Origin of the sequence: Azospirillum sp. TSO22-1, assembly GCF_003116015.1 — a bacterium.
Taxonomy (GTDB): Bacteria; Pseudomonadota; Alphaproteobacteria; order Azospirillales; family Azospirillaceae; genus Azospirillum.
Genome location: NZ_LGQZ01000025.1, coordinates 21,740 through 42,653, shown reverse-complemented (window position 1 = coordinate 42,653; position 20,914 = coordinate 21,740). Strand labels below are relative to the sequence as shown.

20 protein-coding genes are annotated in these 20,914 nt (G+C 70.1%); 14 read left to right on the top strand and 6 right to left on the bottom strand.

Going from position 1 to position 20,914, the window contains the following annotated elements:
* From TSO221_RS07275 to TSO221_RS36795, 3 genes are all read left to right on the top strand, one after another.
* Positions 1 to 363 (top strand): c-type cytochrome (locus tag TSO221_RS07275; RefSeq protein ID WP_109117817.1); only part of this gene is annotated, 363 nt, incomplete at its 5' end.
* Positions 364 to 542: 179 nt separating this feature from the next.
* Positions 543 to 737 carry a hypothetical protein gene (locus tag TSO221_RS07270; protein WP_109117816.1) on the top strand — a complete coding sequence of 65 codons (195 nt, stop codon included), beginning with the start codon at positions 543 to 545 and terminating at the stop codon, positions 735 to 737.
* A 135-nt stretch (positions 738 to 872) separates the two neighbouring features.
* Complete coding sequence (locus TSO221_RS36795; RefSeq protein ID WP_282187735.1) at positions 873 to 995, top strand: hypothetical protein; 123 nt, start codon at positions 873 to 875, stop codon at positions 993 to 995.
* On the opposite strand, the gene TSO221_RS07265 is transcribed toward TSO221_RS36795, so the two are convergent.
* Positions 992 to 2,023 carry an esterase-like activity of phytase family protein gene (locus tag TSO221_RS07265; RefSeq protein ID WP_158284018.1) on the bottom strand — a complete coding sequence of 344 codons (1,032 nt, stop codon included), beginning with the start codon at positions 2,021 to 2,023 and terminating at the stop codon, positions 992 to 994. The genes TSO221_RS36795 and TSO221_RS07265 overlap by 4 nt on opposite strands.
* 304 nt (positions 2,024 to 2,327) lie before the next feature.
* On the opposite strand from TSO221_RS07265, the gene TSO221_RS07260 reads away from it, so the two are divergent.
* Positions 2,328 to 3,011: a histidine kinase dimerization/phosphoacceptor domain -containing protein gene (locus TSO221_RS07260; protein WP_109117814.1), complete on the top strand. Its 684-nt coding sequence runs from the start codon at positions 2,328 to 2,330 to the stop codon at positions 3,009 to 3,011.
* Between the two features lie 13 nt (positions 3,012 to 3,024).
* Here the strand turns inward: TSO221_RS07260 and TSO221_RS07255 are convergent, their stop codons facing one another.
* Both TSO221_RS07255 and TSO221_RS07250 read right to left on the bottom strand, forming a co-directional pair.
* Positions 3,025 to 4,023, bottom strand: coding sequence for a hypothetical protein (locus TSO221_RS07255; RefSeq protein WP_109117813.1), 999 nt, complete (start codon positions 4,021 to 4,023; stop codon positions 3,025 to 3,027).
* A gap of 85 nt (positions 4,024 to 4,108) precedes the next feature.
* Positions 4,109 to 4,903, bottom strand: a complete 795-nt coding sequence (locus TSO221_RS07250; protein ID WP_109117812.1) for an FCD domain-containing protein — start codon at positions 4,901 to 4,903, stop codon at positions 4,109 to 4,111.
* A 330-nt stretch (positions 4,904 to 5,233) separates the two neighbouring features.
* Between TSO221_RS07250 and lldP the strand changes: the two genes are divergently transcribed.
* On the top strand, positions 5,234 to 6,919 hold the full coding sequence (gene lldP / locus TSO221_RS07245; protein WP_109117811.1) for an L-lactate permease: 1,686 nt from the start codon (positions 5,234 to 5,236) through the stop codon (positions 6,917 to 6,919).
* A gap of 86 nt (positions 6,920 to 7,005) precedes the next feature.
* Here the strand turns inward: lldP and TSO221_RS07240 are convergent, their stop codons facing one another.
* Entirely contained in the window at positions 7,006 to 7,554 is a 549-nt protein-coding gene (locus TSO221_RS07240; protein WP_109117810.1) for an FCD domain-containing protein, read from the bottom strand.
* Between the two features lie 201 nt (positions 7,555 to 7,755).
* Here TSO221_RS07240 and TSO221_RS07235 point away from each other — a divergent pair, with 201 nt between their 5' ends.
* The 5 genes from TSO221_RS07235 to TSO221_RS07215 are packed head-to-tail and all read left to right on the top strand — an operon-like array spanning position 7,756 to position 14,002.
* A complete protein-coding gene (locus TSO221_RS07235; protein WP_109117809.1) occupies positions 7,756 to 10,617 on the top strand; it encodes an FAD-binding and (Fe-S)-binding domain-containing protein in 2,862 nt (953 codons plus the stop codon).
* 24 nt (positions 10,618 to 10,641) lie between these two features.
* The gene (locus tag TSO221_RS07230) at positions 10,642 to 11,391 is read left to right on the top strand and encodes a (Fe-S)-binding protein (protein WP_109117808.1); all 750 of its coding nucleotides are present in this window, start codon (positions 10,642 to 10,644) and stop codon (positions 11,389 to 11,391) included.
* Entirely contained in the window at positions 11,378 to 12,802 is a 1,425-nt protein-coding gene (locus tag TSO221_RS07225; RefSeq protein ID WP_109117807.1) for a LutB/LldF family L-lactate oxidation iron-sulfur protein, read from the top strand. The genes TSO221_RS07230 and TSO221_RS07225 overlap by 14 nt, the downstream gene beginning before the upstream one ends.
* Positions 12,795 to 13,454: a lactate utilization protein gene (locus TSO221_RS07220; RefSeq protein WP_109117806.1), complete on the top strand. Its 660-nt coding sequence runs from the start codon at positions 12,795 to 12,797 to the stop codon at positions 13,452 to 13,454. The genes TSO221_RS07225 and TSO221_RS07220 overlap by 8 nt, the downstream gene beginning before the upstream one ends.
* A gap of 23 nt (positions 13,455 to 13,477) precedes the next feature.
* Positions 13,478 to 14,002, top strand: a complete 525-nt coding sequence (locus TSO221_RS07215; protein WP_109117805.1) for a gamma carbonic anhydrase family protein — start codon at positions 13,478 to 13,480, stop codon at positions 14,000 to 14,002.
* An 87-nt stretch (positions 14,003 to 14,089) separates the two neighbouring features.
* Here the strand turns inward: TSO221_RS07215 and TSO221_RS07210 are convergent, their stop codons facing one another.
* Both TSO221_RS07210 and hypD read right to left on the bottom strand, forming a co-directional pair.
* On the bottom strand, positions 14,090 to 15,745 hold the full coding sequence (locus TSO221_RS07210) for a hydrogenase maturation protein (protein ID WP_109117804.1): 1,656 nt from the start codon (positions 15,743 to 15,745) through the stop codon (positions 14,090 to 14,092).
* Positions 15,745 to 16,881 (bottom strand): hydrogenase formation protein HypD, encoded by a 1,137-nt coding sequence (hypD, locus tag TSO221_RS07205; protein ID WP_109117803.1) that lies wholly within the window; start codon positions 16,879 to 16,881, stop codon positions 15,745 to 15,747. Before hypD ends, TSO221_RS07210 begins: the two co-directional genes overlap by 1 nt.
* Positions 16,882 to 17,070: 189 nt before the next feature.
* Between hypD and TSO221_RS07200 the strand changes: the two genes are divergently transcribed.
* Genes TSO221_RS07200 through TSO221_RS07185 form a run of 4 tightly spaced genes read left to right on the top strand, consistent with a single transcriptional unit; the run spans position 17,071 to position 20,872 of the window.
* Positions 17,071 to 17,850 carry an ABC transporter permease subunit gene (locus tag TSO221_RS07200; RefSeq protein WP_109117802.1) on the top strand — a complete coding sequence of 260 codons (780 nt, stop codon included), beginning with the start codon at positions 17,071 to 17,073 and terminating at the stop codon, positions 17,848 to 17,850.
* Positions 17,847 to 18,890, top strand: coding sequence for an ABC transporter ATP-binding protein (locus tag TSO221_RS07195; protein WP_109117801.1), 1,044 nt, complete (start codon positions 17,847 to 17,849; stop codon positions 18,888 to 18,890). The genes TSO221_RS07200 and TSO221_RS07195 overlap by 4 nt, the downstream gene beginning before the upstream one ends.
* A gap of 27 nt (positions 18,891 to 18,917) precedes the next feature.
* Positions 18,918 to 20,000 (top strand): extracellular solute-binding protein, encoded by a 1,083-nt coding sequence (locus TSO221_RS07190; protein ID WP_109117800.1) that lies wholly within the window; start codon positions 18,918 to 18,920, stop codon positions 19,998 to 20,000.
* A 26-nt stretch (positions 20,001 to 20,026) separates the two neighbouring features.
* Positions 20,027 to 20,872, top strand: a complete 846-nt coding sequence (locus TSO221_RS07185) for an ABC transporter permease subunit (RefSeq protein ID WP_247877947.1) — start codon at positions 20,027 to 20,029, stop codon at positions 20,870 to 20,872.
* Positions 20,873 to 20,914: the final 42 nt, after the last annotated feature.

The window sequence follows — 20,914 nt, the reverse complement described above, 5'->3', positions numbered from 1 at the left end:
TTCGTCGGGGCGGCGGGGCCCCCCGCCACTGCGGACCCGCCGGCGGCGGGCGACCCGACCGCCGGGCAGACGCTGTTCCGCGCCTGCGCGGTGTGCCACACGCTGACCCCCGACGGCGGCCGCCGCGCCGGCCCGACGCTGTGGGGCCTGTTCGGCCGCAAGGCCGGCTCGGTGGAGGGCTACCGCTACTCCGCCTCGCTGAAGAACAGCGGCATCGTGTGGACGGAGGACACCGTCTCGCGCCTGTTCGAGGTGGGGCCGGACACGCTCACCCCCGGCAGCAAGATGCCGCTGCAGCGGATCGACGACGCCCGGCAGCGCGCCGACCTCATCGCCTACCTGCGGCAGGCGACCGGTCCCTGACGAATTCCCCTCATGGGCTGAGCCGGAGCGGCGCCGGACCTCGTCCGCACCGCAAAATTAGCGAACACGCATATGAAAAAGAGCCGAACGAATCTTCGAAAGGATAGTTTACTGTTATAAGTTATTTCTGGTGCAATGAGCAAAGGGGAAGGAACGCCAGCGCCCAAAGGGGGAAAGACATGGAGGCGATGCGATTCAAGTCGCTCGAAGACGCGATGTCGTTCCTAGTCTTGACCGGCTTCAGCTTTGTCGGGGCGCCCAATCGGTGGAAAAAAATCACCGGCAATGAAGTGTCGTACGCCTTCGTGAAGGAAATGGACGAGGGCGCGACGGTGGCGATCGTGTCCATCGACAGCAAGCCAGTGCTGCATTAGCGGCGAGCGCCCAAAGGGCAGCCGGGCAAAAGGTGAAGCCATTCGCTTGGCCCGCCCCTGGCGGGATCAGGACCACCGCTCTACCTCTTTGGACAAGGGTTGCCGAAGACGGCGCCCGCAAACGGGAGGAATGACATGAAGGCGATGTTCTTCGGATTCGCCGCGGCCGTCGTGATCGCCGTCGGCGCGTCGATGGTGCTCGGCACCATGCAGCACACCACCGCCGAGGTCTATTCCACCGCCGCGGTGCGGCGCTAACGGCCGGGCGCCTGCGCCAGCGGGCGGTCGGGCAGCGCCAGCAGCAGCAGGTAGGTCCGCTGCAGCGTGGTGTTGAAGTTGTCGTCGGAGACGACGTAGACCAGCGTCTCCCCGGCCGGGCCGGGAACGGCGGCGATGCCCTCGTAGTTGTCGAGCAGCAGCGGCGGCTGGATGCGGGCGAGTTCCTCGCCCTCGACCACCGCGCCCGGCACCAGCGCCGTGCCGGGCACCCGCGCGATGCGCGCCGCCAGTCCGCCCAGCATCGAGAAGTAGCGCTCCAGCACCAGCACGTCGCCGTTGGGCAGCGCCGTGGCGCCGGTCGGGCGGAAGCCCGGCGCGGCGCGGTAGGTCAAGGCACCCCAGTCGCCCGCCCCTTTGAGCGGCACGCGGGAGATCCACGCCCGACGCTCCGGCACACCGTCGTCCGGCCCTTCGGCCAGCGCCAGCAGGCGGCCATCGGGCAGCCGGGTCAGCGCCTCCATCCCGCCGTTGAGCGGCAGGTCCGCCATTCCCACGGCGAGCGGCAGCGGCGTCGGCTCGCCGTCGAAGCCCGGCGGGTAGCGCAGGATGCGGTGGCGCCCCTCGAACGAGATCAGCCAGCCGCCGTCCGGCAGCGCGACGATCTCCTCGGAATCGTTCTCGCGCGCCCGGCCGTGGCGCGGTCCGATGCCGGGCAGGCCCTTCACCCGCAGGTCGGCGACGCCGACGAGGCGGCCGTTCTCGTGCCGCAGGCGGCCGAGCACCACCCGGCCAACGTCCTCGACGGCCACGAACTGCCGCCCACCATCGGTGATCGCCAGACCGGACAGGCCACCGACCGCGGGGTCGCCCGACAGCTCGACCGCGCCGCGGAACTCGAAGGCGCCGATGCGCTCAGGCTCGGGGGCCTCGCGCGTCAAAGGCATCGGGTGGGAGGCGGCCCGGCGTTCGGCGCCGCCCGAGGGATCGGCGCAGGCGCCCGCGGCGAGCATGCCGATCAGCAGCGCCGCAGCGCGGCGCCGGGGCAGGAGCGATGGAATCCGGATCATGGCGCCACTCAAGCACAGCAACCACGGCATGCAAACGCCTTTTCCCGCCTACGGCGTCCGCGCTACCCCGGCGCTGGCAAGATCCGTTCCAGGCGGGGCGTACCCACCCCTTCGGGTGAGGCCGGCGCGCACCGGGGCCTTTCGGCTATGCCTTTAAAATCATAGGGTTTGTTCTCCTTGCCCTCCCGCTTATACCGACAGGGCTACTTCTTCTGAGCCTCCCCGATACTGGCCGCAAGTGCATAAATTGACCGCAGTTGATGTGAAAGCGAACCGCGGTTCGCGCAGCCACAGGTCCATCGCGATGCCTTCGACGCCGTACCCGCCCCACCTGCCGCCGGACCGCGCCGCCGCGCCGGCGACGTCGGCCGAGGATGCGGGCGCGCGCATCCGCGAGCTGGAAGCCGAGCTGCGCGAGCTGCAGCACCGCGCCAAGAACAGCCTGCAGCTGGTCATCAGCCTGCTGAAGCTGCAGGCCGGCCGCATCCGCGACCCGGACGCCCGCGTCGCCTACGAGCAGACCATGGTGCGCATCGAGGCGCTGGCGATCCTCTACCGCCAGCTCCACGAGTCCGGCGCCGGCACCCACGTCGACCTCGGCCGCTACGTCGAGACGCTGTGCGAGGTGGTGAAGGCCGGCACGCCGGGCGGGCTCGCCAACATCCCGATCACGGTGAAGGCCGAGCCGGTGGCCGTCGGCCTGTACGAGGCGATGCCGCTCGGCCTGATCATCGCCGAGCTGGTGTCGAACAGCCTGCACCACGCCTTCCCCGAGCAGGGCTGGATCCAGGTGATGGTCACCAAGGCGAGCGACACCCGCGCCCGGCTGGTGGTGGAGGACAACGGCCGCGCGCTGCCCGCCGGCTTCGACACCACGTCGGACGACGGCCTGATGCTGGCCGAGGCACTGGCTTCGCAGCTGGGCGACACGCTGTCGACCGACTCCGACGCCGCGGGAACCACGGCGGCGGTGAGCTTTCCGATCTGAGAGGACCGTTCCCTTACGCCGTCCCCGACGGCCCGTTCGCCGGCCGCACCGACCGGCACAGCCGCTTCAGCGTGTCGATGGCGGCGGGCAGCTGGGTCTCCGGCACCTCGAAGGTGGCGCTGTCCACCCAGCGGCCGTCCGAGCCGCTCAGCCCCACCTCCAGCGCGCCGGGGGTCCAGCGCACCTCGGCGTCGAGCAGGCCGTCGCTGACCTCGGCCAGCGCCACGTCGATGAAGCGCTCCAGGTCCTCCAGGTCGGCGGCCTCGTCCCAGGGCTCCTCGGCGACGAACTCCAGCAGGTCGGTCAACCCGCCGACCGGCCGGCAGCGCACGATGCGCGAGTCCGCCCGCGCCACGCCGGCCGAGAAGGTGTCGACAGCGGCGCCGATGCGCTCGACCTCCTCGGAACTCTCCTCGTCGTCCCAGTCCTCGTCCTCGGCGCCGTCCTCGACGACCTCGTCGAACAGGCCGACCAGCGCCAGCAGGCGCGGCCCCTCGTCGGTCTCGGCGGTGACCTCCTGGTCGGCGGCGAAGCGCACCGCCGCGTCGAAGGACGCCAGCATCCGGCGCAGCAGCGCCCGGCGGTCGGTCGCCTCCAGGTAGGAGAGCTGCTCGGGGTCCAGCCACACCGGCAGCAGGCGCACCCGCTCGCCCGGCTTCAGCAGGTCCACCGAGCTGAAGGCCTCCTCGATCTGCGCGGCCGGCGGCGGGGTGTGGGCGTCGCCGTCCACCTCGGCGACGAACCAGTACAGGCTGGTGGACAGCCGCTCGCCGTCCTCGCCGGTGCGCTCGACGATCTCGGCCAGCGTCTCGACGTCGTCCATGAAGGGCATGTGCTCGCCTTCGCGCAGCTTGCCCAGCGCCGCCTCGATCACCGCCTGCCGGCCGCCGTCGAGCACCTCGTCCAGCAGCTCGTCGAAGCGCGGGTCCTCGGCGCGCCACAGCCGCGCCAGCCGATCGGCCAGCGTGCCCTGGAAGCGGTCGCCCCCCTGTCCGTCGTCCCTCTTAGCCACGCGCGGCCTCCCGTAAGCTCCCTGCGGCGGGGGATCTTAGGGACCTGAGTGCGGCGCGTCGACTCTTCCGTGAGAGGGTCGCAAGCTACCCCTTCCGCCGCCGCCCGCCGATGTCCACCAGGTCGCCGCGGCCCATGCGGCGCAGCGAGACCTCCAGCCGCGCCTCGGCGTCGCGGATCTCCTGGAGGGCGGCGTTGATGTAGGTGATGTGATGCTCGGCAGCGGCGCGGGCGCGTTCCGGGTCGCCGTCCATCACCGCCTCGTACACCGCGCGGTGCTGGTCGAGCAGCAGGTCGCGCACGCCCTTGCGCTCGTACAGCTTGGCGCGGTTGTAGAAGATGTCGTTGCGCAGCAGCTCCGACAGGCTCCGCATGATGTGCAGCATCACGACGTTGTGCGTCGCCTCGTAGACCGCCAGGTGGAAGTCGGCGTCGGCGTCCGCCTCCTCGCTGGAATCGTCGTTGCCGTGCTCAGCGACCATGCGGTCGAAGCACTCCTTGATCGCCTCGCGGTCCACCGCGTTGGCGCGCTTGGCGGCGTAGTAGGCGGCCGAGCCCTCCACCGTGCTGCGGAACTCCAGGTAGTCGAAGGTCGCCTCGGGGTTCTCGCGCATCAGCCGGGTCAGCGGGTCGCGGAAGGTGGCGCCCAGCGTCTCCGCCACGTAGCACGCGCCGTTCTGGTCGGTGGTGAGCACGCCGCGCTCGACCAGCTTGGCCAGCGCGTCGCGCAGGCTGGGGCGTGAGATGTCCAGCTTGCCGGCCAGCTCGCGCTCGGCCAGCAGGCGCTCGCCCGGGCGCAGCGCGCCTTCCAGGATCAGGCGTTCCAGGTGCTCGGCCACCGTGTCCGCCAGCTTCGCCGGTTTGATGGAATCCGCCTTCATCGCCTGCACCCGTCCCCGTCACGTCCGCGCATCCGCGCCGCCCGATCCTACAAACCCCGGCCCTGTTGGCAACGCGGAAAATGTCACACACCGCGGGCTTCGGGCCTGGCGACATAAATGCACCCAATCCGGAATGATGTGAGCATAATTTTCCAGATTGCAATCGTTGGGAACACATTGTATCCGTATCGCCGTTCGTGGTCAGATCTTTTGACCATACGCCGGGTCCTGGGAAGGCATGTTTCCAGACACCCCGGCCACCGCCCGCGCCCCGGCGCGCGGCGGCACGCCGTGCAAATGCCGTACAGAACACAAACATAGGTAGGAAACATGCAGACCTGGACGCAAGTCTACGACCCGGCCGGCAATCTGTGGCTCTCAGCGTTCGTCGCCGCTCTGCCGATCATTTTCTTCTTCGTGGCGCTGACGGTTCTTCGCATGAAGGGCCACATCGCCGGCACGATCACCGTGGCGATTTCGCTGGCGGTGGCGGTGCTGTTCTACAAGATGCCGGTCGGCATGGCGTTCGCCTCGGCCGGCTACGGCTTCCTGTACGGCCTGTGGCCGATCGCCTGGATCATCGTCGCCGCCGTGTTCCTCTACAAGATCACGGTGAAGACCGGGCAGTTCGAGATCATCCGCTCGTCGGTGGTGTCGATCACCGAGGACCAGCGCCTGCAGATGCTGATGGTCGGCTTCTCGTTCGGCGCCTTCCTCGAGGGTGCCGCCGGCTTCGGCGCGCCGGTGGCGATCACCGCGGCGCTGCTGGTCGGCCTGGGCTTCAACCCGCTGTACGCCGCCGGCCTCTGCCTGATCGCCAACACCGCCCCGGTGGCGTTCGGCGCCATGGGCATTCCGATCATCGTCGCCGGCCAGGTCACCGGGCTGGACCCGTTCAAGATCGGCGCCATGGCCGGCCGCCAGCTGCCGCTGCTGTCGGTGTTCGTCCCGTTCTGGATCATCATGATCATGGACGGCTGGAAGGGTGTCCGCGAGACGTGGCCCGCCATCCTGGTGGCCGGCGGCACCTTCGCCGTGACGCAGTACTTCACCGCCAACTTCATCGGCCCCGAACTGCCGGACATCACCTCCGCCCTGGTCAGCCTGGTCAGCATCACGCTGTTCCTGAAGGTCTGGAAGCCGAAGGCGGTGTTCCGCTTCTCTCATTCGCCGCTCGCCACGCCGGTCCCGGCCTCGGTCGGCGCCATGGCCAGCAGCGAGTTCGCCGCCACCCGCGGCTACACCGGCGGCGAGATCGCCAAGGCGTGGTCGCCCTTCCTGATCCTCACCGTGATCGTCACGATCTGGAGCTTGAAGCCCTTCAAGGCGCTGTTCGCCAAGGGCGGCGCGCTGGCCGACACCGTGCTGTACTTCCCGGTCGCCGGGCTGGACAAGCTGGTGCTGAAGGCCGCCCCGATCGTCGCCTCGCCCAAGCCGTACGAGGCGGTCTACAAGCTGGACCTGCTGTCGGCCACCGGCACCGCCATCCTCATCTCGGCCATCGTCACCATGGTCATGCTGAAGATGCGCCCGGCGGAGGGCCTGAAGACCTTCGGCGAGACGCTGAACGAGCTGAAGCGCCCGATCTACTCGATCGGCATGGTGCTGGCCTTCGCCTTCATCGCCAACTACTCGGGCCTGTCCACCACGCTGGCACTGCTGCTGGCCGGCACGGGCGCGCTGTTCCCGTTCTTCTCGCCGGTGCTGGGCTGGCTGGGCGTGTTCCTGACCGGGTCCGACACCTCGTCCAACGCGCTGTTCTGCGGCCTGCAGGCGACGACGGCGCAGCAGGTCGGCGTGTCCGACACGCTGATGGTGGCCGCCAACACCACCGGCGGCGTGACCGGCAAGATGATCTCCCCGCAGTCCATCGCGGTGGCCTGCGCGGCGGTCGGGCTGGTCGGCCGGGAGTCGGAGCTGTTCCGCTTCACCGTCAAGCACAGCCTGTTCTTCGTGGCGATCATCGGCGTGATCACCGCCATCCAGGCCTACATCGTGCCGTGGATGATCCCGTAAGCCGGTAAGTCCTCTACGTCCTCGACGGCCGGCCCGGTCCGCGACAACCTCGCGGGCCGGGCCGATCCGTTTTCAGGCCCCGTTTTTCAGCCCCGCCGCCGCGGCCCGGCCACCAGATCGCCGCGGCCCATGCGGCGCAGCGACACCTCCAGCCGCGCCTCGGCCTTCTCGATCTCCTCCAGCGCTCCCCGCGCGTAGCCGATGTGCTGGGTCGCGGCGTCCCGCGCCCGCTCGGCGTCGCCGGCCAGGATGGCCTCGCCGATGGCCAGGTGCTGATGCAGCAGCAGGTGACGCACCCCCTTGTAGCCGTACAGCTTGCGCCGGCTGAAGAAGACGTCCGCCCGCATCAGGTCGGACAGCCCGTGCATGACGGTCTGCATCACCACGTTGTGCGTCGCCTCGTAGGTGGCGCGGTGGAAGTCGATGTCGGCTTCCGCCTCCTCCATCGGGTCTTCCTTCTCGTGCGCCGCCACCATGCGCTCCAGGCAGGCGGCGATGGCCCGCCGGTCATGCTCGGTGGCGCGTCTGGCGGCGTGGTAGGCCGCCGCACCGGCGACGGCGTTGCGGAACTCCAGATAGTCGAAGGCCGCTTCCGGATGCCGGCGCAGCAGGTCTGTCAGCGGATCGGACTCCATGGCCCACCCCCTCGTCGTTCCACGCCCAACAGGCGCGGGCGCAAGTTGTCCACGGCGCAGATCGTTGGTCAATTGATTTTACCATTGCCTCATTTGGGCAAAGAGGTTATCCACTGATCCCAGCCGTGGCACACGAGATGCCGGCCGCCCGCGGGGCGGCAACAAGGCCGCCGCCAAAGCCCAGCGATCCGGAGGAAACCGATGCTGCCCACGCCCTACGACCGCCTGCACGCCGATCTCCGCGCGTTCATCCCGGCCGAGCGCCTGATCGTCGATCCGCTGCGCACGCTGGCCTACGGCACCGACGCCAGCTTCTACCGCCTGATCCCGAAGATCGTCGCCGTGGTGCAGAACGAGGACGAGGTGGCGCGCCTACTGCACCACGCCCGCGCGCTCGGCACCCCGGTCACCTTCCGCGCCGCCGGCACCAGCCTGTCCGGACAGGCGGTCAGCGACAGCGTGCTCGTCCTGCTGGGCGAGGGTTGGCGCGGCTGCACGATCCCGCCGGGCGCCGCGACGGTCACGCTGCAGCCCGGCATCATCGGCGCCGAGGCGAACCGCAAGCTCGCCCCCTTCGGCCGCAAGATCGGCCCCGACCCGGCCTCCATCGCCACCGCCAAGATCGGCGGCATCGCCGCCAACAACTCCAGCGGCATGTGCTGCGGCACGGCGCAGAACAGCTACCGCACGCTGGCCTCCATGCGCCTGCTGCTGGCCGACGGCACGCTGCTGGACACCGGCGACGCGGCCAGCCGCGCCGCCTTCGGGAAGAGCCACGGCCCGCTGCTGGCGACGCTGCGCGACCTGGGCGAGCGCACCCGCGCCGACGCGGACCTCGCCGCCCGCATTCACCGCAAGTTCGCCATCAAGAACACCACCGGCTACAGCCTGAACGCGCTGGTCGATTTCGAAGACCCGTTCGAGATCCTCCAGCACCTGATGATCGGCTCGGAAGGCACGCTGGGCTTCATCGCCGAGATCACCTACCGCACGGTGCCCGAGTACGCCGACAAGGCGAGCGCGCTGCTGCTCTTCCCCGACATCGCCGAGGCCTGCCGCGCCGTGGCGCTGCTGAAGGCGGCGCCGGTCGATGCGGTGGAACTGATGGACCGCGCCGCGCTGCACTCGGTGCAGGGCAAGCCCGGCATGCCGGCAGTGATCCGCGGCCTGGACGAGCGCGCCGCCTGCCTGCTGGTCGAGACCCGCGCCGCGGACGCCGCCGCGCTGACCGGCAACATCACCGCGATCAACGCGGTGCTGGCGGGCTGCACGCTGCTGCACCCCGCCGAATTCAGCACCGACCCGGCGGAGTGCGAAAAGTACTGGAAGATCCGCAAGGGCCTGTTCCCGGCGGTTGGCGCCGTGCGCAAGACCGGCACCACGGTGATCATCGAGGACGTCGCCTTCCCCATCGACCGCCTCGCCGAGGCCACGGTCGAGCTGCAGCACCTGTTCGAGCACTACGGCTATCACGAGGCGATCATCTTCGGCCACGCGCTGGAGGGGAACCTGCACTTCGTCTTCACGCAGGCCTTCGACACCGACGCCGAGGTCGACCGCTACCGCCGCTTCATGGACGCGGTGGCCGCCATGGTGGTGAACACCTACGAAGGCTCGCTGAAGGCCGAGCACGGGACGGGCCGCAACATGGCCCCCTTCGTCGAGATGGAGTGGGGCGCCCAGGCCTACGGCCTGATGAAGGAGATCAAGGCGCTCCTCGACCCGCACGGGCTGCTGAACCCCGGTGTCATCCTCAACGACGACCCGGAGGCGCACCTCAAGCACTTGAAGTCGCTGCCGGCGGCCGATCCGCTGGTCGACAAGTGCATCGAGTGCGGCTTCTGCGAGCCGACCTGCCCGTCGCACACCTTCACGCTCAGCCCGCGCCAGCGCATCGCCGGCTGGCGCGAGATCGCCCGGCTGTCCGGCAGCGGCGAGCAGGCGCGGCGGGAGGCGCTGCACGCTGCCTACGACCACCAGGGCATCGATACCTGCGCGGCCTGCGGCCTGTGCTCCACCGCCTGCCCGGTCGGCATCGAGACGGGACTGCTCATCAAGGCGCTGCGCGGCCGGCGCGCCACGCCGGCGCAGCGCCGCCTCGGCCGCTTCGCCGCCGAGCACTTCGAGACCGCGCTGGGCGTCGCCCGCACCGGCCTGAAGATCGCCGACCTCGCCCGCAAGGTCGTGGGCAACGACGCCGTGACCGCCACCGCCGGGGCGCTGCGCCGCCTGTCCGGCGACCGCCTGCCGCACGTGCCGCGCTCGCTGCCCACGCCGCTGAACTTCGTGCCGGGGCCGGCGGCCGGCGGCGGCCCGGCCGTGGTGTACGTGCCGAGCTGCTCCAGCCGCACCATGGGCCCGGCCGCCGACGATCCCGAGAAGACGCCGCTGCCGCAGAAGGTCGAGGGGCTGTTCCGCAAGGCCGGCTTCCGCGTGCTCTACCCCGAGGGCCTGTCCGGCCTGTGCTGCGGCATGGCGCTGGAGAGCAAGGGCTTCGCCCAGGAAGCCGACGCCAAGGCCGACGAGATGGTGGCCGCCATCCGCGCCGCCAGCAACGACGGCCACCTGCCGGTGGTCATCGACACCAGCCCCTGCGCCTTCCGCCTGAAGCGCCACCTCGCCGAGGACGGGCTGAAGGTGCTGGATCTGGTGGAGTTCATCCACGACCACCTGCTCGACCGCCTGGACTTCACCAAGCGCAGCGAGCCCGCGGTGCTGCACCTCGCCTGCTCGCTGCGGCGGATGGGCCTGGAGGGCAAGCTGCAGGCCGTGGCCGCGAAGTGCGCCGAGCAGGTGGTGGTGCCGGACGGGGTGGGGTGCTGCGGCTTCGCCGGCGACAAGGGCTTCACCCAGCCCGATCTCAACGCCCACGCGCTGCGCCACCTGAAGGCCGGCGTGCCGCAGGACGGAAAAGCCGGCTATTCGACCAGCCGGACCTGCGAGATCGGCTTGGCGCATCACTCCGGCATGCCGTACCGTTCCATCGTCTACCTCGTGGACGCCTGCACGACGGCGAAGGTCCCCGAGGCACAAGCGGCCCGCGCCGCGGAACCCGCGTTCTAAAAGCGGGACAGGAGGAAACGCCCCATGGACGCCACACGTCCCACGACCGTCTATTTCTTCGGCACCTGCCTGGTCGACCTGTTCTACCCGCAGGCCGGCATGGCCGGCATCGAGCTGTTGCAGCGGGAGGGCATCCGCGTCGTCTTCCCGCAGGGGCAGAGCTGCTGCGGCCAGCCCGCCTACAACTCCGGCTACAAGGACGAGGCGCTGAAGGTGGCGCGCGCCCAGCTGGCGCTGTTCACCGAGGACTGGCCGGTGGTGGTCCCCTCGGGCTCGTGCGCCGGCATGATGAAGACGCACTGGCCGGACCTGTTCAAGGGCACGCCGGAGGAGGCGCGCGCCACGGCCGTCGCCGGCCGGGTGTTCGAGCTGACGCAGTTCCTGGCCAACGTCCTGAAGGTCCGGCTGGAGGACAAGGGGGAGCCGGTGCGCGTCACCTGGCACGCCTCCTGCCACGCCCAGCGCGAGATGGGCGTGACGGACGAGCCGAAGGCGCTGCTGCGCCAGCTCGCCAACGTCGAGCTGGTGGAGCTGAAGCGCGAGAAGGAGTGCTGCGGCTTCGGCGGCACCTTCGCCGTGCGCCACCCGGAGATCTCCGCCGCCATGGTCGAGGACAAGGTGGCGGACATCGAGGGCACGGGCGCCAAAGCGGTGGTGTCGGGCGACTGCGGCTGCCTGATGAACATCAACGGCGCGCTCGAGGCCGGCCGCAAGCCGGTCCAGGGCAAGCACATCGCCGAATTCCTGCTGGAGCGGACCCATGGCACACGCTGAGATCGACTTCGGGAAGGCGTCGCGCGCCGCGCTGCAGGACCCGCAGCTGCGCGCCAACTTCCGCCGCGCCATGGACGGCCTGATGTCCAAGCGCGCCGCGCAGTTCGCCGACAGCGCGGAGTGGCACAGCATGCGGGCGCTGGGCGCCTCGGTGCGCCTGCGCGCGCTGTCGAAGCTGCCGGAACTGCTGGAGAAGCTGGAGGAGAACTGCACCCGGAACGGCATCACCGTCCACTGGGCCTCCACCACCGACGAGGCGAACGCCATCGTCCTGGAGATCATGCTGCGCGTGAACGCCAAGCTGGCGGTCAAGGGCAAGTCCATGGTCTCCGAGGAGATGCACCTCAACGCCTTCCTGGAGAAGCACGGCATCGAGGCGATCGAGGCGGACCTGGGCGAGTACATCATCCAGCTCGACCACGAGATGCCCTCGCACATCATCATGCCGGCGATCCACAAGAACACCAAGCAGATCGCCCAGCTGTTCCGCGACAAGATCAAGGAGGCGGAATACACCGAGGACGTGGACCAGCTGACCGGCCTCGCCCGCCGGGTGCTGCGCAAGAAGTTCATGAACGCCGACGTCGGCATCTCGGGCGTCAACGCCGCGGTGGCGGAGACCGGCACGCTCTGCCTCGTCGAGAACGAGGGCAACGGGCGCATGGTCACCACCGTGCCGCCGGTGCACATCGCCGTCATGGGCCTGGAGAAGGTGGTCGAGAAGCTGGAGGACGTGCCGCCGGTGCTGAGCCTGCTCACCCGCTCGGCCACCGCGCAGCCGATCACCACCTACGTCAACATGATCACCAGCCCGCGCAAGGACGGCGAGAAGGACGGCCCGCGCGAGATCCATCTGGTGATCCTCGACAACGGCCGCTCAAAGATCTACGCCGACGAGGAGCTGCGCCACACGCTGCGCTGCATCCGCTGCGGCGCCTGCATGAACCACTGTCCGGTCTACACCCGTGTCGGCGGCCACGCCTACCAGGCGCCCTACCCCGGCCCGATCGGCAAGATCCTGGTGCCGCAGATGGAAGGCCTCGACAAGCGCGGGGCCATGCCGCACGCCTGCACCATGTGCAACGCCTGCGTCGAGATCTGCCCGGTGCAGATTCCCATCGCCGGGCTGATGAACCGCCTGCGCGAGGAAGCCGTGCACCCCGGCCCCGCGGTGAAGGACGCCGGCGCCCAGGCCTCGAAGGCCGAGGCGTTGGTGTGGAAGGGCTGGGCCGCCACCTTCTCCTCGCCGACCGCCTACCGGATGGCGACGACGGTGCTGTCGGCGGTCGGCAACGCCGCGCCGGCCTCGCTGCCACTTCTCAAGGAATGGACCAGCGTGCGCGCCAAGCCTCGCTTCGCCGGCCGCACGCTGCACGATCTCGCCCGCGACCGGGGGATTCCCGATGTCTGACGCCCGTAGCTCGATCCTCGCCTCCCTCCGCGCCAGCCGCGACGCCCACCCGGTGGAGACGGTGGCCTCCGACTTCACCGTGCTGCGGGAGAAGCGCTGGGGCCCCGCCGAACGGCTGGAGCGCGTCAAGCGCATGATGGAGGCCGTCCACACCGAGTTCGTGGACGCCACCGAACAGGACTGGCCGGCGGTGGTCCAGGCCTTCCTGAAGGATGCCGGGGCCAAGACCGTGCTCTATGCCCCCGCAACCGAGGCCGGCGCGCGGCTCGAGTCCTCGTGGGCCGACGGCGGGCCGGAACTGGTGCGCTACGACCGCCCGGTGGACGAGTTCAAGGAGGAGATGTTCACCGGCATCGACGCCGGCATCACCCAGACCCTGGGCGCCATCGCCGACACCGGCAGCCTCGTGCTGTGGCCGAGCGCCGACGAGCCGCGCCTGCTGTCGCTCGTACCGCACATCCACATCGCCCTGCTGAAGGCGGATGCGCTGTACGACACCTTCTGGCAGGTGATGACCGAGAACCGCTGGGCGGAAGGCATGCCGACCAACGCCCTGCTGATCTCCGGCCCGTCGAAGACCGCCGACATCGAGCAGACCTTGGCTTATGGTGTGCACGGACCGAAGCGGCTGATCGTGGTGGTCATCCGCTGACGACACCATAAGGGAGGGTCGGGGTGCTCTACGAGATCGACGGAAAGGCGCCGCAGCTCGCGGCGTCGAGCTGGGCGGCGCCCAACGCCGCGCTGGTCGGCGACGTGGTGCTGGAGGACGAGGCGTCGGTGTGGTGGGGCGCCGTGCTGCGCGCCGAGGCGGAACGCATCCTGATCGGCGAAGGCAGCAACGTGCAGGACAACGCGGTGCTGCACGTCGATCCGGGCTTTCCCCTGACCATGGGAAAGAACGTGACGGTCGGGCATCAGGCGATGCTGCACGGCTGCACCATCGGCGACGGCACGCTGATCGGCATCGGCGCCACGGTCCTCAACGGCGCGAAGATCGGCCGCAACTGCCTGATCGGCGCGCACGCGCTGATCGCCGAGGGCAAGGTGATCCCCGACGGCTCGGTGGTCATGGGCATGCCCGGCAAGATCATGCGGCAGGTCGGCGACGACGACCTCGCGCGGCTGGCCGGGCCGGCGCTGGTCTACCGCGAGCGGGCGAAGCAGTACGCGCGCGGGCTCAAACCCGTCGAACGATAACCCCCACCCTAACCCTCCCCCGCTGGGCGGGGGAGGGCTTTCACGGCTGGCGGCGGAGTTCCCCTCCCCTGCGAAGCGGGGGAGGGGTCAGGGGTGGGGGCACGTGCGCCGATGCGCCGCCAGGTACAGCGGCGTGCGCGACTTCGGCACCTTGAAGACGAAGTTGTACCGCGCGACGTGGTAGCTCGGGTCGAAGCCGTAGAAGTTGAAGCGCATGCGCTCCAGTTCCTCGGCGCGGTATTGCTCCAGCGGCTTGGCGGCCTCGTCGGCGGCGCGGCGGGCGCGCTTGTCGGCGAGCAGCGCCGGCAGGGCCGGGTCGGCCGCCAATGCGCGGGCGCGCTCCACCACCTCGGCGCGGAAGTTGGCAACGCACACGCCGAACGCCGCGTCCACGAGGGCGAGGCGCCGCGCCTCCGGCATGCCCATGGGTAGGCGCGCCTCGGTAACGGCGCGGGCGCGCTCCTCGCCGACGCGGCGGGGCAGCACGTAGGTCCAGTACTCGGAGCCGTACAGGTTGCCCATGCCCTTGTAGTGCGGGTTGAGCACCACGCCGCCGCGCGCCCACACCTGATCGGCCGCCAGCGCCAGGAAGACCCCGCCCGCCCCGGCGTTGCCGGACAACGCCGAGACGGTGAGCTTGTCCGTGGTGGTCAGCACAGCGCGGGCCACGTCGTCGATGGCGTTGATGGTGCGCCAGGACTCGTCAGCGGGGCTGGGGGCCGCCTCGATGACGTTGAGGTGGATGCCGTTGCTCCAGAAATCCTCGCCGCCCATCAGCACCAGCACGCGGGTGTCGCGCCTGCACGCCTCCTGGTAGGCCGTCAGCAGGCGCGCGCACTGCTCCGCGCTCATGGCGCCGTTGGTGAACGGGAAATACAGGTACCCGACGCCGTCGGCTTCCTCGTACCAGAGGTCGCGATGATCGCCTTGCACCTCCGGCAGGTCGGCGGCCAGCACCATCGATGCCGGCAGCTTCAGCGTCGGCGCGTGCGGCCCCGGTGAGCGTGCCTTCATCGCGCCGATCCACACCGCGCCGTCCACCGTGGCCCGGCACACTGCGCCTTGCCATCGCGCCAGCCACGCGCCGGGGACGCCCTTCAGTCGGCTCTCCGGATGGGCGTCGAACAGGCCGAGACCGCCGTCGCGCACGCCGGGAACGCCGTCGCCACTGCGGATCTTGCGCAGCACGGTGGCGGTGGCGTCACGGCTCCAGTCGATGGCCCGGTCGGCCTGCCGCATCGGCGGGCGTGTCCGGACGAGCGCCGGATCGACGGGCGTCGGGGACTCGCCGCGCTCCAGACGCTCCAGCGCCTCCAGCACGGCCTCGACGGCCGCCTCGGTCACCTCGCGGCGGTACAGGCTGGCCTTCGGCGCGGCGCGCATCGGGAACGCGCGTGACGCCCAAACGTCGCCGGCGTCGAACTCCCCGTTGGCCTGCAGGACGGTGACGCCCCACTCCGCAGCGCCCTCCAGCACCGCCCAATCCAGCGACGACGGGCCGCGGTCGCCCGGCGGGCCGGGGTGGACGACCAGACAGGGCAGCCGGCGCCACACCGCCTCGGGGATCGCGCGCTTGAGGAACGGCGCCAGCAGCAGGTCAGGACGAAAGCGCTCCACCGCTTCGGCGGTCACGCCGTCGTTGACGTCGAACTCGATGGACAGCGTGTGGCCGCGCTCGGCGAGGTCTACGTACAGGCGCTGCGCCAAGCTGTTGAAGGCGTGGACGAGGAGCAGGATGCGCATCAGGCCACCGCCGTGTGGTCGCGGAACCGGCCGTAGGTGTAGTGCGCCGCGCACGCCCCCTCGGCCGACACCATGCAGGAGCCCATCGGGCTCTCCGGCGTGCAGGCGGTGCCGAACAGCTTGCAGTCGGTCGGCCGCTTCAGCCCGCGCAGGATGGCGCCGCAGGCGCAGGCCTTGTGGTCGGGCACCATGGCGTTGGGGATGGCGAAGCGCCGCTCGGCGTCCCAGGCGGCGTAGGCCTCCTTGATCCTCAGCGCGCTGTACGGCACGAGGCCGAGGCCGCGCCACTCGAACGACCGGCGCAGCTCGAACACGTCGGCGACCAGCGCCTGCGCCTTGCGGTTGCCGTCGCGGGTGACGGCGCGGATGAACTGGTTCTCCACCTCCGCCCGGTCCTCGTTGATCTGGGTGACCAGCATCAGGATCGCCTGCATGACGTCCAGCGGCTCGAACCCGGCGACCACCACCGGCTTCCGGTACTCCTCGGCGAAGTACTCGTAGGGGCGGCTGCCGATGATGGTCGAAACGTGCGCCGGCCCGATGAAGGCGTCCAGCGGCACCGTGCCCAGTTCGCGCACCTCCGGGCTCTCCAGGATGTTGGAGATCGCCGCCGGGGTCAGCACGTGGTTGCAGAACACCGAGAAATTGGCGATGCCCTTCGCCCTGGCCAGTTGCAGCGCCACCGCGGTGGGCGGCGTCGTGGTCTCGAAGCCGATGGCGAAGAACACGACTTCCCGCCCCGGGTTGGCCTCGGCGATCCTCAGCGCGTCGGTGGTGGACAGCACCATGCGGACGTCGGCGCCCTCCGCCTTCGCCTTGATCAGGCTCATGCGCCCCGACGCCGGGACGCGCATCACGTCGCCGTAGGTGCAGAGAATCGCGCCGGGCCGCCGGGCGATGCTGATCGCGTCGTCGATTCGCCCCACCGGCAACACGCAGACCGGGCAGCCAGGCCCATGGATCAACCGCACGTTCGGCGGAAGCAGGTCGGGGATGCCGTAGCGGGCGATGGCGTGGGTGTGGCCGCCGCAGAATTCCATGATGTGGTAACGGCGCGCCGGATCGGCCGCGCGGCGGATCGCCCCGGCCAAGCCGCGGGCAAGCGCGGCGTCACGGAATTCCTCGACATACTTCATGGCCGTGCTTGTCGCACGGCGCCGCCGCCGGGTCCATGATCCGCATCAAACATCGTCCGTCGGACGAGCACATGCACCACCGGCGTGCGCCCTCCGCCCTAAGAAGGCTTTTGTCGGTGGCAACTACTGCCGTATGCTCGCTTTAGGAGACGCAACACGAAGCGCACCAAACGCGCCAGCGGAGCCACAATGGCCTGGATTACAGGGGTCTACCTCGCCTATCTGTTCCTGCCGATTCTTCTGCTGATCGTCGGCTCCTTCGGCGACGTATGGTTGAACAGCATGCTACCCTCCGGTTTTACCGACCGGTGGTACGAAGCCGTCTACACGGATGGCAGCTTCCAGCGCGCCTTCTGGGTCAGCTTGCGCGTGTGCGCCGCGACCTGCGTCATCGACGCGCTGATCGGTCTGCCGCTGGCCTACGCCATCTACGGCGCCGCGTCGCGCGGAGTGCGGGCGGCGGCGCGCATCCTCTACCTGCTGCCCATCGCGGTGCCGCCCATCGTGCTGGCCTTCGGCTTCGTGCTGGTGTTCTCCAGCGACACCCTGCCCTTCCTCGGCAGCGCCGGCGTGCTGGTCGGCGGGCACGTGGTGCTCACCCTGCCCTACCTGCTGCAGACGCTGGTCGGCGACATGCGCCACCTGCGCCTCGCCGAGCTGGAAACCGCCGCCGAATCGCTGGGCGCCGGGCCGCTGCGCACGCTGGCCGAGATCGTGATGCCCAGCCTGCGGCACAGCCTGGCGTCGGGGTTGATCATGGTGGCGGCACTGTCGATCGGGGAGTTCCAGCTGTCCAACCTTGTTGCCGGGTTCCTGACGCGGCCGTACCCGGTCGTGCTGCTGCAGGCCTTCTACGGCGCCACCGGCTTCGCCTGCGCGGCGACGGTGATCCTGCTGGCCCTGGCGCTCACCGCGTCGGCCGCCGGCGCGCTGACCGCCCACCGCGCCACCGGGAGGCACGCGCAATGAGCACCCCGGTCATCGAGCTGCGCGGCGTCGGCTTCGCCTACCCCGGCACCGCCGCCGCGGCGGTCAGCGGCATCGACCTTGCCATCGCCCCCGGCGAGTTGGTCGCGGTCATCGGGCCGAGCGGCTGCGGCAAGTCCACCCTGCTGCGCCTGATCGCCGGCTTCCTGGAACCGCAAGAGGGCGCGGTGCTGCTGGACGGCGTCGACGTCACCGGCGTGCCGGCACGCGAGCGCAACCTGGGGGTGGTGTTTCAGACCTACGCGCTGTTCCCGCACATGGCGGCGTGGGAGAACGTCGCCTACCCGCTCAAGGTGCGCGGAATGGTGATCGGCGAGCGGCGGCGGCGGGCGTTGGCGATGCTGGAGCGGGTCGGCCTGTCGGCACTGGCCGAGCGCTGGCCGCCGGAGCTGTCGGGCGGTCAGCAGCAGCGCGTGGCGCTGGCGCGCGCGCTGGTGTTCAGCCCGCACGCCCTGCTGCTCGACGAGCCGCTGTCGGCGCTGGACGCCGCGCTGCGCATCGGCATGCGCGACGAGATCCGCCGCCTGCAGCGCGACGAGGGCATCGCCACCCTGCACGTCACCCACGACCAGGAGGAGGCGCTGTCCATCGCCGACCGCGTCGTCGTCATGCGCGCCGGCCGCATCGAGCAGATCGCCCCGCCGCGTGAGCTGTACGAGCGTCCGGCGTCGCGCGCGGTGGCGGCCTTCGTCGGGCACGCCAACCTGCTGGACGGCACGGCGGCCGGCCCGGACAGCGTCGATACGCCGATCGGCCGATTGGCCACAATGCCGCACGGGCTTCCTCCCGGAATAGCTGTTACGATACTTATTCGCCCGGAACGGGTGCGCCTCGGCGCGCCGCCGGATGGAGTGAACGGCTTCGCCGGGAGCATCGTGCAGGACCGTTTCCTGGGATCCGTCCGCCGCTTCGACCTGTCGGTCGCCGGCGGCGTGCTGGTCGCGGAGACGGCGCAGCCCGGCGACGTCCGGGCCGTTCATGTTCCCGCGGAGAGCGTCCACATCATTCCAGGCAACCGATAACACCGACAACCCCGAAGGAGGACGGCCATGAAACTCTTGCGGACCGCGGCGGCGGCGATCGGCGCGCTGTTCTGTCTGGCCGGCGCCGCCCTGGCGCAGACCGCCGCCGACTCGCCCGAGCTGTACCCGGGTGAGAAGGACCTCTACGAGGCCGCGTCGAAGGAAGGCATGGTCGTCTCCTTCGACACCGGCCCGACCTGGGCCAACTGGGCGGCGCAGTTCGCGGCCTTCAAGAAGCGCTACCCGAACGTCGAGATCACCTACAACGACCTCGGCTCGGCGGCCACGGTGGTGGCGCTGGACAAGGCACGCAACCGCCCGCAGGCGGACACCGCCTACTACTTCGCCGCCTCGGCGGTGGACGCCATGGCGAAGGACGTGGTGGCGCCGTTCAAGCCGGTGAACTTCGACAAGCTGCCCGACGTGTTCCGCGACCCCGAGGGCAAGTGGTTCACCATCCACTCCCTGACCATCGCCTTCGTGGTCAACACGAAGCTGGTCAAGGAGGTGCCGCAGTCCTGGGCCGACCTGCTGAAGCCCGAGCACAAGAACTCGGTCGTCTACCTCGACCCGCGCTCGACCGGCGTCGGGCAGGTGCTGTCCTTCGCCGCCAACTACGCGGCCGGCGGCGACATGACCAACGTGCAGCCGGGCATCGACTACCTGGGCAAGCTGCACAAGTCGGGCAACGTGCTCCGCGTCGTCGGCACCACGCCGTACGCCCAGTTCGTCAAGGGCGAGATCCCGATCTGGATCAGTTACGAGAACGACGGCCTGAAGGCCAAGTACGTGGACGGCCTGGGCGACGCCGTCGCCGTGGTCATCCCCAGGGAGGCGTCGGTCGCCGCCCCCTACGGCATCAGTCTGGTGAAGAACGCCCCCAACCCGAACGCCGGCAAGCTGTGGCTGAACTTCATCATGACCGAGTTCGGCCAGGGCATCTTCGCGCAGGGCTACGTGCGCCCGTCGGTGCCGGGCGTCAAGCTGCCGGACAGTGTGGCCGACAAGCTGCCGCCCGCCCCGCAGGTGCACCCGCTGGACGTCCGCGCCGCCGCCGCCAAGAAGGGCGAGATCGACTCCGGCTGGGCCAAGGTGGCGATTGGTCAATGATGGGCGGGTGATAAGGAAAAAGCCCCGTGAAGAGAACGCAGTCGCTGCGGCCACGCCGCCTGCTGCTGACGCTGGCATCGCCCGGCGTGGCCGTGCTGCTGCTGTTCTTCGCGCTGCCGCTGGCCACCGTCGCCTGGGACGCGCTGAGCGACCCCGGCTCCTTTCGCCGGGTATTCGCCAACCCGATGTTCCTGCGCAGCCTGGGCGGCAGCGCCGTGCTGACCCTGGTGGCGGCGACGGCGTCGCTGGTGGTGGGGTTCTGCGTGGCGCTGCACCTGTCGCGGATCGGGCCGCGCTGGCGGGCGCTGCTGTCGTTCCTCATCGCCCTGCCGCTGACCTTCTCCGGCCTGATCGTGGCGTACGGGTTCATCCTCGCCTACGGCCGGGCGGGGCTGGTCACGCAGTTGCTGGGGCTGCTGGGCGTCGATCCGGCGTGGTTCGCCGGCATCCTGTACAGCCCGCAGGGGCTGGCCTTCGCCACCTCCTACTACCTGATCCCGCGGGTGGTGATGCTGATGCTGCCGGTGCTGGTCAACTTCGACCGCACCCAGCTCGCCGCCGCGGAATCGCTGGGCGCCACCCCGCGCGAGGCGCTGCTGCACGTCCTGCTGCCGCAGGTGCGCACCACGGCGCTGACCGCCTTCTGCCTGGTGGCGGCGGTGGTGTTCGGGGCCTACGGCACGGCGCTGGCGCTGGTCGGCACACGGCTAACCATCCTGCCGCTGCAGCTGTACAGCATGGTGTCGGAGAGCGGGTCGGACTTCCCGGCGGCGGCAGCGCTGGCGCTGGTGCTCACGGGCATCTGCTCGACCGTCATGGCGGTCGGCGAGGTGGCGGCGGCCTACGGCGAGCGCAACGGCCCCCGCACCTGAACGGACCGAAAACGGCAGGACGGCCATGCGCCGGTTGACGGA

Excerpts from the sequence above, each read along its gene's own strand:
- TSO221_RS07225 (WP_109117807.1), top strand. The coding sequence starts at position 11,378 with ATGGCACACGCTGAGATCGACTTCGGGAAGGCGTCGCGCGCCGCGCTG.
- TSO221_RS07195 (WP_109117801.1), top strand. The coding sequence starts at position 17,847 with ATGAGCACCCCGGTCATCGAGCTGCGCGGCGTCGGCTTCGCCTACCCC.
- TSO221_RS36795 (WP_282187735.1), top strand. The coding sequence starts at position 873 with ATGAAGGCGATGTTCTTCGGATTCGCCGCGGCCGTCGTGATCGCCGTC.
- TSO221_RS07200 (WP_109117802.1), top strand. The coding sequence starts at position 17,071 with ATGGCCTGGATTACAGGGGTCTACCTCGCCTATCTGTTCCTGCCGATT.
- TSO221_RS07250 (WP_109117812.1), bottom strand. The coding sequence starts at position 4,903 with ATGAAGGCGGATTCCATCAAACCGGCGAAGCTGGCGGACACGGTGGCC.
- TSO221_RS07210 (WP_109117804.1), bottom strand. The coding sequence starts at position 15,745 with ATGCGCATCCTGCTCCTCGTCCACGCCTTCAACAGCTTGGCGCAGCGC.
- TSO221_RS07265 (WP_158284018.1), bottom strand. The coding sequence starts at position 2,023 with ATGATCCGGATTCCATCGCTCCTGCCCCGGCGCCGCGCTGCGGCGCTG.
- TSO221_RS07270 (WP_109117816.1), top strand. The coding sequence starts at position 543 with ATGGAGGCGATGCGATTCAAGTCGCTCGAAGACGCGATGTCGTTCCTA.
- TSO221_RS07230 (WP_109117808.1), top strand. The coding sequence starts at position 10,642 with ATGGACGCCACACGTCCCACGACCGTCTATTTCTTCGGCACCTGCCTG.
- hypD (WP_109117803.1), bottom strand. The coding sequence starts at position 16,881 with ATGAAGTATGTCGAGGAATTCCGTGACGCCGCGCTTGCCCGCGGCTTG.
- lldP (WP_109117811.1), top strand. The coding sequence starts at position 5,234 with ATGCAGACCTGGACGCAAGTCTACGACCCGGCCGGCAATCTGTGGCTC.
- TSO221_RS07260 (WP_109117814.1), top strand. The coding sequence starts at position 2,328 with ATGCCTTCGACGCCGTACCCGCCCCACCTGCCGCCGGACCGCGCCGCC.
- TSO221_RS07235 (WP_109117809.1), top strand. The coding sequence starts at position 7,756 with ATGCTGCCCACGCCCTACGACCGCCTGCACGCCGATCTCCGCGCGTTC.
- TSO221_RS07190 (WP_109117800.1), top strand. The coding sequence starts at position 18,918 with ATGAAACTCTTGCGGACCGCGGCGGCGGCGATCGGCGCGCTGTTCTGT.
- TSO221_RS07240 (WP_109117810.1), bottom strand. The coding sequence starts at position 7,554 with ATGGAGTCCGATCCGCTGACAGACCTGCTGCGCCGGCATCCGGAAGCG.
- TSO221_RS07220 (WP_109117806.1), top strand. The coding sequence starts at position 12,795 with ATGTCTGACGCCCGTAGCTCGATCCTCGCCTCCCTCCGCGCCAGCCGC.